Origin of the sequence: Sphingomonas sp., from assembly GCF_031426035.1 — a bacterium.
Classification (GTDB): domain Bacteria; phylum Pseudomonadota; class Alphaproteobacteria; order Sphingomonadales; family Sphingomonadaceae; genus Sphingomicrobium.
On sequence record NZ_JANPKO010000153.1, the window covers coordinates 1 to 11,717 of the forward strand.

General features: G+C 68.1%; 11 protein-coding genes and 1 tRNA gene. 10 read left to right on the forward strand and 2 right to left on the reverse strand.

From position 1 onward, the window contains the following. The 4 genes from RMP08_RS11335 to RMP08_RS11350 form a co-directional block, all read left to right on the forward strand. On the forward strand, positions 1–460 hold a 460-nt coding region (locus tag RMP08_RS11335; RefSeq protein WP_310469109.1), incomplete at its 5' end, for an ATP-dependent Clp protease proteolytic subunit. Between the two features lie 101 nt (positions 461–561). Then, positions 562–2,046, forward strand: a complete 1,485-nt coding sequence (locus tag RMP08_RS11340; protein WP_310469110.1) for a hypothetical protein — start codon at positions 562–564, stop codon at positions 2,044–2,046. Positions 2,047–2,099: 53 nt separating this feature from the next. Further along, positions 2,100–4,031, forward strand: coding sequence for a TIR domain-containing protein (locus RMP08_RS11345; RefSeq protein WP_310469111.1), 1,932 nt, complete (start codon positions 2,100–2,102; stop codon positions 4,029–4,031). Between the two features lie 73 nt (positions 4,032–4,104). Further along, positions 4,105–4,281: a hypothetical protein gene (locus RMP08_RS11350; protein ID WP_310469112.1), complete on the forward strand. Its 177-nt coding sequence runs from the start codon at positions 4,105–4,107 to the stop codon at positions 4,279–4,281. On the opposite strand, the gene RMP08_RS11355 is transcribed toward RMP08_RS11350, so the two are convergent. After that, positions 4,278–5,111: a serine protease gene (locus RMP08_RS11355; protein ID WP_310469113.1), complete on the reverse strand. Its 834-nt coding sequence runs from the start codon at positions 5,109–5,111 to the stop codon at positions 4,278–4,280. The two genes, RMP08_RS11350 and RMP08_RS11355, sit on opposite strands and share 4 nt — an antisense overlap. An 84-nt stretch (positions 5,112–5,195) precedes the next feature. Here RMP08_RS11355 and RMP08_RS11360 point away from each other — a divergent pair, with 84 nt between their 5' ends. The 6 genes from RMP08_RS11360 to RMP08_RS11385 all read left to right on the forward strand — a co-directional run bounded on the left by RMP08_RS11360 (position 5,196) and on the right by RMP08_RS11385 (position 11,397). Continuing rightward, entirely contained in the window at positions 5,196–6,503 is a 1,308-nt protein-coding gene (locus RMP08_RS11360; protein ID WP_310469114.1) for an amidohydrolase family protein, read from the forward strand. A 163-nt stretch (positions 6,504–6,666) separates the two neighbouring features. Further along, the gene (clpX, locus tag RMP08_RS11365; protein WP_310469115.1) at positions 6,667–7,932 is read left to right on the forward strand and encodes an ATP-dependent Clp protease ATP-binding subunit ClpX; all 1,266 of its coding nucleotides are present in this window, start codon (positions 6,667–6,669) and stop codon (positions 7,930–7,932) included. Beyond that, positions 7,929–8,444, forward strand: a complete 516-nt coding sequence (locus RMP08_RS11370; protein ID WP_310469116.1) for a CPBP family intramembrane glutamic endopeptidase — start codon at positions 7,929–7,931, stop codon at positions 8,442–8,444. The genes clpX and RMP08_RS11370 overlap by 4 nt, the downstream gene beginning before the upstream one ends. Positions 8,445–8,502: 58 nt before the next feature. Continuing rightward, on the forward strand, positions 8,503–10,902 hold the full coding sequence (gene lon / locus RMP08_RS11375; protein WP_310469117.1) for an endopeptidase La: 2,400 nt from the start codon (positions 8,503–8,505) through the stop codon (positions 10,900–10,902). Positions 10,903–10,996: 94 nt separating this feature from the next. Then, a complete protein-coding gene (locus RMP08_RS11380) occupies positions 10,997–11,269 on the forward strand; it encodes an HU family DNA-binding protein (protein ID WP_310469118.1) in 273 nt (90 codons plus the stop codon). 53 nt (positions 11,270–11,322) lie between these two features. Next, positions 11,323–11,397: transfer RNA gene (locus RMP08_RS11385), tRNA-Val, on the forward strand. Between the two features lie 37 nt (positions 11,398–11,434). Here RMP08_RS11385 and RMP08_RS11390 read toward each other — a convergent pair. Beyond that, positions 11,435–11,717: helix-turn-helix domain-containing protein (locus tag RMP08_RS11390; protein ID WP_310469119.1), on the reverse strand; the 283-nt coding region annotated here is incomplete at its 5' end.

Sequence of the window (11,717 nt, forward strand, 5' to 3'; positions counted from 1 at the left end):
GGACGTGTTCATGTACATCAATTCGCCGGGCGGCGTGGTCACCGCCGGCCTCGCGATCCACGACACCATGCAATATATCCGCCCCAAGGTCGGCACGGTGTGCATCGGCCAGGCCGCGTCGATGGGCAGCTTCCTGCTCGCCGCGGGCGAGCCGGGGATGCGCGTCGCGCTCGCCAACAGCCGGATCATGGTCCACCAGCCGTCGGGCGGGGCGCAGGGCATGGCCGCCGACATCGAGATCCAGGCGCGCGAGATCCTGCGCATGCGCTCGGCCTTGAACACGCTCTACGCCAAATATACCGGCCAGCCGATCGAGGCGATCGAGAAGGCAATGGACCGCGACAAGTTCCTCGAGGCCGACGAGGCCAAGGCGTTCGGCATCATCGACGAAGTGTTCGACAAGCGCCCCGACGCCAGCGACGGCGACACCACGGGGGCCGCGGACATCACACCCGCCTAGCGCACCGCCGCCGCCGCGCCGCCTTGCCAAACCCTTCACGCGCTATACCCTGCACGGCGCCGGGTCGCGTGACGGGTGGGGGCGACATGTCTCGACTATTGATGATTGCCGCGGTGCTGCTGGTTGGGGCCGCAGCACCGGCCGGTGCTCAGGCCGCCGGGCAGCCTGAAGAAGTCCCGCAGAGCGATAACGAAAGGCCGTTTAGGCTCTTCCTCAAGCAATTATACAGTGGCAGGTTCGCCGAGGCGGATGCGACTGCCAAACGGCTGGCGGATCCCGGCCACAAGGAAGGCCGGGCGATGCTCCAGGCCATGCGCGGCGCGGCACAGCTCGGGCTCAAGCGGGACAAGCAGGCGGCCAAGCATTTCGCCGAGGCGCAGCGGCTGGCGCCGATGGATCCCCATCCTACCGCGCTTCAATTCGACGCGGCCATGATGGCCGGCAATATGGCGGTCGCGGCGGATGCTCTCGACCGCTTGATCGCGCGCTTCCCCGACGTGGCCCGCCGGGCAGACTGGTATTTCGTCCGGCGTTTTCTGCAACAGGAGCCAGCCGGGCAACAGCAGCGCAACGACGACCGCAAGGTCGCTTTGGCCAGGCTCGGCTTCGGCGGACCCGTGCGCGGCGATTTCTTCGCTGAGCAGGCAATCGGCATCCTGATCGATCGCGGCGACATTGCCGGGGCGCGTGAGTTGCTGCCGAACATCGACGAGCCGCGCGCGATCCAGAATTTGCTGGCGCAAAAGCGGTTTTCGGCGCTGTGGCCCGACATCGAGAAGCTTGCCGGCCCGCAGCTCGCGATCGTTCGAGGATCGTCCGTCGCTTCCGCCGAGCGTGCCGTCGCTGAAAATCCCGGCGATCTCGAAGCGCTGCAAACGCTCGTCTCTGCGCTCCACGATGCGGGCCGTCTGGCCGATGCGATCGAGTATCGGTCCAAAATCCCGTCGTCCGATGCGGCCTTGGCCGTCGCCGATGAACAGATGGGGTGGCTGGTCAACAACGTCGCTTTCGCGCTCCACGCGAGCGGCCGGGTCGATGAGGCGGATCAGCTGTTCGCACGGCTCAATAAAGCCGCGATCGGCTCCACCTGGATCGTCAACATGACGATCAACCGCCTCGGCCGGCTCGCCGCCGATGGCCAGTTCGAAAAGGCCCGCGCGTTGCTTGGCCTGACCGAGTCTTCGGCGCTCACCGGCGGCACGCCTTACGCTCAACAAGTGGTGCGCCAATTGCAGTTTTGTACGCTCAGTCGCCTCGGGCGTACGGACGAGGCCGCCAGGATCCTCCCGGCGCTGCGCCGACATGCCGACGACGCTGCGGCGCAGACGATCGCCGGCCTGTTATGCGCCGGCCAGCTGGACCAAGCCGAAGCCGTCGCACTCGAGGCGCTGAAGAAGCCGAAATTCCATCCCGATTTTGTCCGCAATCTTCAGGCTGTCGCGCTATCGAACGATCAGCCGCCGGTGTGGGCAGATCAGTGGCAGCGCCTGCGTGCCCGCCCGGCGATCGCGGCCGAATTCGACCGCTTGGGCCGCGATCTGCCCGAGCAATTGCGCGTGCCCAAGCCCGCTGCCCTTTCGCGATAGAGTATGCGACACTGGCCCGGGTGGCGGCTGCTGGCCGCCGTGGGGGCATGGGCATGGCGACGCCGACCGACCAATCCGATGCCGCGGCAACGCCGGTCACGGTGTTCGTCAGCTATGCCCATCCCGACGCGGAGCGCGCCAATGTTCTGGTCGCGGCGCTGCGCGAGGCCGGCGTCACGGTGTGGTGGGACGGGCTGATCGAGGCCGGGGCGGGGTTCGCCGAATCGATCGAGGCCGCGCTCGAGCAGGCCGACGCGGTGATTGTGCTGTGGTCGAAGCATTCGGTCGGCTCCGACTGGGTGCGCGACGAGGCGGCAAGGGGGCGCGAGCGCAAGCGGCTGGTCCCAATCACGCTCGACGGCTGCCAGCCGCCTCTGGGCTTTCGCCAATACCAGACCGTCGACCTCTCGGCATGGCGCGGGCGCAAGGACGCGCCGCCGCTGCCCGCCTTGCTGCAGCGTCTCGCCGCGCTCGCCGGGCAGGAGGCGCCGCTTGCGTCGACACCGGTGCTGGCCCAGCCGCATTCTCGCCGCGCTTTGCTCGCCGCGGGTGGCGTGATCCTCGTCGCCGGCGGAGGCGTCGCCGCGTGGCGCAGCGGGCTGGTCGACTTTGGCGGCGGGGAGGACAGTGCAAGCGTCGCCGTGATCCCGTTCGCCAACCTCGGCGGCGACCCCGCGCAAAGCTATTTTTCCGATGGCCTGAGCGAGCAGATCCGCGCCGAGCTGGCGCGCAACCAGCGTTTGCGGGTGCTCGCCCGGACCTCGTCCAACACCGCCCGCGGCCACCGCGAGGACGCCATCACCGTGGCCCGCAAGCTGGGGGTCGCGTTCCTTCTCGAAGGCAGCGTGCGGCGCTCGGGCCCGGTGCTGCGCATCGCCGCCGACCTGATCGATGGCAAGACCGGTTTCTCGCGCTGGTCCAATAGCTTCGACCGCAATATTGACAGCATCTTCGAAGTCCAGAGCGAGATTGCGCGGACCGTCACCGAAGCGCTCTCGCTCGAGCTCGGCGCGGCCGAGCCGGCGCCCGGCGGCACCCGCGACGTCGCCGCCTACGAGGCGTTCCTGCGCGGCCGCGACCTGTTTCTCAACGCCACCGACGAGCCGGCCGACCGCGCCGCGCTGGCGCAATATGACGCCGCGATCGCGGCCGACCCCAAATTCGCCATGGCCCACGCCGGCCGCGCCCGCTCGCTGGCCGCGATCGCCGCCGAATATGCCAAAGCCGAGCAGTTGAAGCCGCTCTATGCCGACGCGATCGCCGCCGCCCGCCGCGCGGTCGCGCTCGCGCCCGGCCTCGCCGAGGCCAACCTCGCCCTCGGCTATGCCTTGTTCGCCGGGCGGCTCGATGTCGCCGCGGCGAAACCGTTCTACGACCGCGCTTATGCGCAGGGCGGGGGCAATGCCGACATCCTCTTGCTCTACGCGCTGTATTGCTCGCGCGCGGGGCGGGCGGGCGAGGCGCGGCGGGCGGTCGCCAAGGCCGTCCAGCTCGACCCGCTCAACCCGCGGGCGTTCCGCGCCGAGGGCTCGATCGCTTATGCCGCGCGAGACTATCCGGCCGCGCTGCCGCCGCTGGCCCGAGCGCTCCAGCTCAAGCCCGATCTCGCCATCACCCACTCCTACGTCGGCTCGGCGCTGCTGATGATGGGCAAGGCGGCCGAGGCGAAGGAAGCGTTCGCCAAGGAGCCCAACGTGACCTTTTCGCTGGCCGGCCTGGCCATCGCCGAGCGCCGGCTCGGCAATGCCGCCGCCGCCGACGCCGCGCTGGCGCGGATGCGCAGCGAGCTCGGCGACGCCAGCCTCTACCAGCAGGCCGAGGTGCTCGCCCAATGGGGCAATGTCGACGGCGCGCTGGCCAGCCTCGAGCGCGCCAAGGCGGTCGGCGATTCGGGGCTGATCTACCTCGCCACCGACCCCTTGCTCGACCCGCTGCGCAAGCAGCCGCGGTTCGCAGCCTTGCAGGCCAATCTCGCCTCAACCTGACGTTCGCCGCGCGCCGCTGGCCAATGCGGGCGCTTCGTGAGACAATAGCAACGCTTCCACCAAGGAGGGCACGATGACCATCGTAGGCGGCAAACCGATCAACGAAGCGGACGACGACAGCGAGATCACCGGCGAGATCGACGCCGAGGAGATTGTGAGCAGCGGCGAGACCCGCAGCAGCGGCGACACGCGCAGCAGCGGCGATACCCGCAGCTCGGGCGACACCCGCAGCAGCGGCGATACGCGCTAGTCGACTGCGTTCTGCGCCGGATCGGCCGCCAGCGCGCGGTCGATCCAGTCGCGGTACGCCGCGACCCGCATATACACCCCCGGCCGCGCCGCATCGGCGCAGCCGTCGCCCCAGCTGACCACGCCGACCAGCAGCGGTTCGCCGTAGGTCAGGATCAGCGGCCCGCCGCTGTCGCCCTGGCAGCTGTCCTTGCCCGGCGCACCGGCGCACAGCATCGCGCCGTCGGTGCGCCCGGCGTAGGCCGGCACCGACGCGCAATCGATCACGCCGAGGTCGACCTTCATCAGCATCGTCGAATGGCGCCCGTCGGACCCGGGCGCGGTCTTGCCCCAGCCGGTGGCCGAAACCCGCTCCCCCGCGGCAAGCGGTGGATCGTCCTCGTCGCCGTGAAGCCGGATGACGGCGACCTTGCCAGCGGGCGCGGCGACGGTTTTTTCATCCGCGGCGAGGCGGATCAAAGCGATATCGTTGGCGTTGGTCTTGGGGTCGTAGGCGGGGTGCCGGACCAGGCGGTCGATCCGGAACGAGATGCCGTCCCCGGCCTCGAGGTCGGTCGCGCCCAGCCGCACGCGATAGCCCTTGTCGACCTGCTCCTGCGAGATGCAGTGCGCGGCGGTCAGCACCCATTCGGGCGCGATCAGCGAGCCGCCGCAGCGATGGGCCAGCTCGGCGAAGGTCTTCTGCGCCAGTTCTTCCGCCGAATAGCTGGTGAAATTGGAATAGATCTGCGCCTGCCACGGCGCCCCGCCGGCCAGCGCACGAGTGCGGGCTTCGGCGCCGCTCGGCGCCAGCAGCAGCGCGGCGGCGAGAATGAACCAATGACCGCGCATGATCTCCCCCGATATCGCGCCGCCGCGACTATCCCGCGTCGCGGCGCGCTTGTCGACCGCTTCCCCACGCCGCCATTTCGCGCCATGCTGGCGACGACAATCGGGGTGGGGGACACAATGCGCAAACTTGGCCTGTTGCTGATCGCGGCGACAATGATTTCGGCCACGCCAGCCGCCGCCCAGACGATCGACGTCCGCGCCGGACGGCTGATCGACCCCGCCAGCGGGCAGGTGCTCGCCGACCGCCGCATTCGGATCGTCGCCGGCAGAATTGCCGCGGTCGAGCCGTGGCGGGACGGCGCACCCGCGCTCGACTGGTCGGGCTACACCGTGCTGCCCGGGCTGATCGACATGCACACCCATATCGCCGACGGCGCCGACGACGAGGGCAGCGACCCCGCCGCGCCGTTCAAAAGCACCGAAGCGACGACCATCCTGAAGGCGGTCAAGGCGGCGCGCACCATGCTCCGCGCCGGCTTCACCACGGTGCGCGACGCCGGGGTCTACCGCGGGCTGACCGACATCGACCTGCGCGACGCGATCGAGGCCGGCACCATCGAGGGCCCGCGCATGCTCGTCGCCGGGGGCTACATCACCACCCCCGGCGGCGGCGGCGACGTCAGCGGCCTCGCCCGCGACATGCCGATCCCCGACACCTTTCGTGTCGGCGTGGTGCGCAATCCCGGCGAGGCCCGCGACCGCGCGCGTTACCTGCTCGACCAGGGCGCCGATTTCATCAAATTGATCGCGACCGGCGCGGTGCTGGCGATCGGCAGCGAGCCGGGTAGCCTCGAACTGAGCCCGGAGGAAATGAAGGCGGCGTGCGACGAGGCCACATTGCGCGGCAAATATTGCATCGCCCACGCCCATGGCGCGGAAGGGATCAAGGCCGCGATCCGCGCCGGCGCGCGGACCATCGAGCACGCCTCCTACCTCGACGCCGAGGGCATCGCGCTGGCCAAAGCCAAGGGCGTGTGGCTCGACATGGACATCTACAACGGCGACTGGATCGAGGAGTTTGGCACCAAGCAGGGCTGGCCGGCCGAATATCTGCGCAAGAACCGCGAGACCACCGACGTCCAGCGCCGCGGGTTTTCCGCCGCGGTCAAGGCGGGGGCCAGGCTGACCTACGGCACCGACGCCGCGGTCTATCCCTATCGCTTCGCCGGGCGCCAGTTCGCCTACATGGTGCGGTTCGGCATGACCCCGCTGCAGGCCATCCGCTCGGCGACCAGCGAGGCGGCCAAGGCGTTGCGCCTGGAGGGCCAGGTGGGCACGCTGGCGCCTGGCGCATATGGCGACCTGGTTGCGGTCGCGGGCGATCCGCTGGCGGACATCAAGCTGCTGGAAAAGGTCGCCGCCGTGGTCAAGGCCGGCCAGGTGGTGCGCTAGCGCCGCGATTTCAGCCCCTTGCCCCGCACCCCACGGCAATCCATATTCGGGACAGAAACCACGGCGGGGCGGGGCGCGTTAACCGCAAGCCAAGTTTGATTGTGCGATAAAGCGGCGGTAGCATGGCTTTCGAGCCGCGCCTGGCCGGACGATAAGGACTTCAATGACCAAGCTTTCTGGCAGCGACGGCAAGAGCACGCTCTACTGCTCGTTCTGCGGCAAATCGCAGCACGAAGTGCGCAAGCTGATCGCCGGGCCGACGGTGTTCATCTGCGACGAATGCGTCGAGCTGTGCAACGACATCATCCGCGAGGAATCGAAGTCGGCGCTGGTCAAGACCCGCGACGGCGTGCCGACCCCGGCCGAGATCTGCAAGGTGCTCGACGATTATGTCATCGGCCAGAGCCGCGCCAAGCGCGTCCTCTCGGTCGCGGTGCACAACCATTACAAGCGGCTCAACCACGGCGCCAAGCCGGGCACCGAGGTCGAGCTGGCCAAGTCCAACATCCTGCTGATCGGCCCCACCGGCTGCGGCAAGACCTTGCTCGCCCAGACCTTGGCGCGGATTCTCGACGTGCCGTTCACCATGGCCGACGCGACCACGCTGACCGAGGCCGGCTATGTCGGCGAGGACGTCGAGAACATCATCCTGAAGCTGCTCCAGGCGTCCGACTATAACGTCGAGAAGGCCCAGCGCGGCATCGTCTACATCGACGAGATCGACAAGATTTCGCGCAAAAGCGACAATCCCTCGATCACCCGCGACGTGTCGGGCGAGGGCGTCCAGCAAGCGCTGCTCAAGCTGATGGAGGGCACCACCGCGTCGGTTCCCCCGCAGGGCGGGCGCAAGCACCCGCAGCAGGAATTCCTCCAGGTCGACACCACCAACATCCTGTTCATCTGCGGCGGCGCGTTTGCGGGCCTCGAGAAGATCATCGCCGACCGCCTCCAGGGCAAGTCGATCGGCTTCGGCGCCCATGTCGCGGCACCCGACGAGCGCAAGACCGGCGAGACGCTCAAGCATTGCGAGCCCGAGGATTTGCTCAAGTTCGGGCTGATCCCCGAATTCATCGGCCGCCTGCCGGTGATCGCGACGCTGATGGACCTCGACGAGGCGGCGCTGGTCAAGATTTTGATCGAACCCAAGAACGCTTTGGTCAAGCAGTACGCCAAGCTGTTCGACATGGAAGATGTCGAGCTCGATTTCACCGACGAGGCGTTGGTGTCGGTGGCGCGCAAGGCGATCGACCGCAAGACCGGCGCGCGCGGGTTGCGCTCGATCCTCGAGGCGATCCTGCTCGACACCATGTTCGACCTGCCGTCGATGGACGGGGTCGATGAGGTGCATATCGACAAGGACGTGGTCGAGGGCCGCAAGGAGCCGGTCCGCGTCTATGCCAAGAAAGGCAAGGCGGGCGACGCCGCGTGACCACTGACGCCGCGGCGCGCAGCCGCGCCGTGACCCTGCCATTGCCCGCCCCTCTGCTCGAGCCGCGCCGGCCCGCGCTGGCAATTGCGGTCGGCTGGGCCACCGCTTTCTTCCCCAGCCTGCTGCTTGGTGCACTGCTGCAAGGCGTGATGCCCGATGCCGCGCGCCCCGAGTTCAACGTCAGCGGCCTCGCCGCGATCGGTGCGCTGGTGCTGTTCGCGCCGATCGTCGAGACGCTGATCATGGGCGCGGTTCTGCTTATCCTGTTGCGGCTGGTCAGCCCGACCTGGGCCGTGATCCTCAGCGCGATCGGCTGGGGCCTCGCCCATTCGTCGTTCGCGCCGGTGTGGGGGCTGGTGATCTGGTGGCCGTTCCTGGTCTTTTCGACTCTGTTCGTGGTGTGGCGCCAGCGCTCGCTGCTGGCCGCCTTCGCCGTGCCCGCCATCGTCCATGCCTTGCAGAACCTCGGCCCCGCATTGCTCATCGCCAGCGGGCAGGTCGCGGGGTCCTAATCGACCAAAGCGGCGCGGCTTTGTTGCGCTGCGGCGTGGCCCCGCCCATATAACTCGCATGACCCGCACCCTCCCGATCCTGCCGCTACGCGACATCGTCGTTTTCCCCCACCGCATCGTGCCCCTGTTCGTCGGCCGCGAGAAAAGCGTTGCCGCGCTCGAGGCGGCGATGGCCGACGACAAGGAATTGTTCCTCGTCGCCCAGCTCGACCCGGGCGAGGACGACCCCGACCGCGACGCGCTCTATGACCTCGGCGTGGTCGCCACCGCGATGCAGCTGTTGAAGCTGCCCGACGGCACCGTGCGCGTGCTGGTCGAGGGCGTGCGCCGCGCCAGGCTGGTCAATCTCGTCCCCGGCGAGGGTTTCATGTCCGCCGAAGTCGAGGATGTCGCCGACGAGGCCGCCGACGGCCCCGAGGCGCAGGCGCTGATGCGCTCGGTAGTCGACCAGTTCGACAATTACGCCAAATTGAACAAGCGGCTGCCCCCCGAGACGGGCATCCAGCTAAGCGAGATCGACGACGCCTCGATGCTCGCCGACGCGGTCGCGTCCAACCTCTCGGTCAAGGTCGCCGACAAGCAGGCGCTGCTCGGTGAATTGAACCCGGCGCGGCGGCTCGAAATGGTGTTCGCCTTCATGGAGGGCGAGCTCGGCGTGCTGCAGGTCGAGAAAAAGATCCGCAGCCGGGTCAAGCGCCAGATGGAGAAGACCCAGCGCGAATATTATTTGAACGAGCAGTTGAAGGCGATCCAGCGCGAGCTCGGCAACGAGGGCGAGGACGGCGGCGACGAGCTCGCCGAGCTGGCGGTCAAGATCCGCAAGACGCGCCTGTCGAAGGAAGCCAAGGCCCGCGCCACCGCCGAATTGAAGAAATTGAAGGCAATGGCGCCGATGTCGGCCGAGGCCACCGTCGCGCGCAATTACCTCGACGTCCTGCTCGGCCTGCCGTGGGGCAAGAAGTCACGCCTCAAGCGCGACATCGCCGAGGCCCAGGCGGTGCTCGACGAGGACCATTACGGCCTCGAAAAGGTCAAGGACCGGATCATCGAATATCTCGCGGTCCAGGCCCGCACCAACAAGCTCAAAGGCCCGATCCTGTGCCTGGTCGGCCCGCCCGGCGTCGGCAAGACCTCATTGGGTCGCTCGATCGCCCGCGCCACCGGCCGCGAGTTCGCGCGCCAGTCGTTGGGCGGGGTGCGCGACGAGGCCGAAATTCGCGGCCACCGCCGCACCTACATCGGCTCGCTGCCGGGCAAGATCATCGCCAATTTGAAAAAGGCCGGCACCTCGAACCCGCTGTTCCTGCTCGACGAGATCGACAAGCTCGGCACCGATTTCCGCGGCGATCCGGCCTCCGCGCTGCTGGAAGTGCTCGACCCCGAGCAGAACGCCCGCTTCCAGGACCATTATCTCGAGCTCGACTACGATCTGTCGGACGTGATGTTCGTCACCACCGCCAACTCGCTCGACATGGCCCAGCCGTTGCTCGACCGCATGGAGATCATCCGCCTCGAGGGCTACACCGAGGACGAGAAAGTCGAGATCGCGCGGCGCCATTTGATCGCCAAGCAGATGGAGGCGCACGGCCTCAAGCCCGAGGAGCTGGTGTTCGCCGACGACGGCCTGCGCGGCATCATCCGCCATTACACCCGCGAGGCCGGCGTGCGCACGCTCGAGCGCGAGCTGGCCAAGATCGCGCGCAAGTCGCTGCGCCAGATCCTCGAGGGCAAGGTTGAAACGGTCGAGCTGACCGAGGCAAACCTCGGCGATTTCCTCGGCGTTCGCCGCTTCCGCTACGGGGTCGGCGAGGAGGAGGACCAGATCGGCGCCGTCACCGGCCTGGCCTGGACCGAGGTCGGCGGCGAATTGCTGACCATCGAGGCGGTCACCGTCCCCGGCAAGGGCCTGGTCAAGACCACCGGCAAGCTTGGCGAGGTGATGCAGGAATCGATCCAGGCGGCGATGAGCTTTGTCAAAGCGCGCTCGCCGTCGTTCGGGGTCAAGCCGTCGATCTTCGCGCGCAAGGACATCCACGTCCACTTGCCCGAAGGCGCGGTGCCCAAGGATGGCCCCTCGGCCGGCATCGGGATGGTGGTGGCGATGATCTCGACGCTGACCGGCATCCCCGTCCGCCGCAACGTCGCGATGACCGGCGAGGTCACCTTGCGCGGCCGCGTGCTGCCGATCGGCGGGCTCAAGGAGAAATTGCTGGCGGCGCTGCGCGGCGGCATCACCACGGTGCTGATCCCGGCCGAGAATGAAAAGGATCTGGTCGAGATTCCGCAGTCGATCAAGGATAGCCTGGAAATCGTCCCGGTGTCGCATGTCGACGAAGTGCTGGCGCGGGCGATGACCGAGCCGATGCGCGCGATCGAGTGGACCGACGCCGACGAACATGCCGTCGAGCCTCCGGCCGTTGCCCACGGTTCCGAACCGGGTGTCCCAGTTCGCCACTGAGCGTCGACTAGGCTTTGACTTCGCAGCCAACTCTTGCCTTAAGGGGCGTCGAGCCTTGGCCGCCGAGTCTGGCCCGGAGGGGAGCAGCGAACCGATGAACAAGCAGGAACTGATCGGCCATGTCGCCGATCGCGCAGGTCTGAGCCGCAATGACGCGGCGCGCGCGGTCGAGACGATGCTCGAGGTCATCACGTCGGCGCTCAAGCGCGGTGACGAGGTGCGGCTGGTCGGGTTCGGCAACTTCTCGGTGACCCGCCGCAAGGCCTCGACCGGGCGCAACCCGCGGACCGGCGAGCCGATGCAGATCAAGGCCAGCTCGCAGCCCAAGTTCCGCCCCGGCAAGGTGCTCAAGGACGCGGTGCAGTAGCCGCTGGACAGCAAGCGGAGCGCACCTTATGCGCGCTCCTCCGGCGAGGGCGTGGGCGCGTAGCTCAGTGGTAGAGCACTGTGTTCACACCGCAGGGGTCGCAAGTTCAATCCTTGCCGCGCCCACCACGCGCCCTTTCCGGTCGACCGCCCTCAGACGGCGCCGTCAATCGAGGTAGCCCGGCTGGAAGCTCCCGACGCGTCGCATCTCGGCAAAGTCCTTGAACAGGATCTCGCGCCCCGTGCGCGCGATCAATCCCTGCCGCTCGAGGTCGGCGAACACGCGGTTGACGTTGACCGAGGTCTGGCCGGTGATCTCGGCGATCTGCTGCTGGGTGAACGGGTTGTTGAGCGGCTGGACGGCGGCATCGACCCCGCTGCGCACCGCGGTCTCGCACAGTAAATGGACCACCCGCGCGGTGCTGTCGCGGCGGCCACAATTGACCAGC